Annotated in this window: 1 pseudogene; it reads right to left on the reverse strand. The window is 52.2% G+C overall.

Features of this window, described 5'->3' with window-relative positions:
* Positions 1-118 precede the first annotated feature (118 nt).
* A pseudogene (locus RRF55_RS27160) lies at positions 119-850 on the reverse strand (phage tail tape measure protein); the annotation flags it as partial.

Consider the following 850-nt stretch of genomic DNA (forward strand, 5'->3'; position numbering starts at 1 on the left):
GTCATCTCCGTTCGCAGTAAAGGTGATATGGGCTTAAACCCGTACCCGTCCATAAGCGGCATGGGCAGGTATTCATCCGGGTAGAAAATATCTGCCATGAATATTCCCTCCGGGCAGGTTATCGTGGTTTTTTGGACTGTAGATTGGAGTAAATAGCCCGGCCGAATTTCTTCTGTGGATTATCTATCTCTGCGGTTAAGGTGTTAATTATCCGCTGTTCAAGAGCGTTATTTCTTCGCTCAACAGCCTGCATCGTTATGTCATCCGGTTTGCCGGTGAATGTGCTTCGTGCGTCCACGCTAACAGCTATCCGTGGCTGCGCCTGAATCTGATTTGCTGCGTTCTGTACCGCCGGAGACTCTCGACCAACCGCACGAACCCCCAGCGAGCCATCAGCGCCACGGGTAAGCGGCATGATGGCTTCCGGCCCGGCCTCGCCGAATACACCCGCCCCTTTCGCAAACGCAAAATATTGGGGAGTGCTGTAAACACCATTGCTGTAGGCAGAAAGTGACGGAGAATCGTAAACGCCTCCGAGAGCGTTGAATGAAAAATTAGCTCCCGCGCTTTGAATAGCGGTACCACTACTTGCCGCACCGCTGGCACCGCCAAAAAGACTACCGAACAACCCACCCGCTCCGCCGCCAAATGACGCCATAATCGCTTTAGTGATCAACGCCTGTGTTGCCATCTGGATCAGCGTCTTAATCACCGTTTCGCCCAGGGAAGAAAAAATATTCGACATCCCATCTTTAAACGAAGCAGCGCCTGTCAGGACGTTTGTCAGGTTGTTGGAGATAGAGTTAGTGGTGGCATCCAGAATCTCGCTGGTTGCAGTGGCAGCCATTGA

It is taken from the genome of Klebsiella sp. K47, from assembly GCF_051858335.1.
GTDB classification, from domain to species: domain Bacteria; phylum Pseudomonadota; class Gammaproteobacteria; order Enterobacterales; family Enterobacteriaceae; genus Klebsiella; species Klebsiella pneumoniae.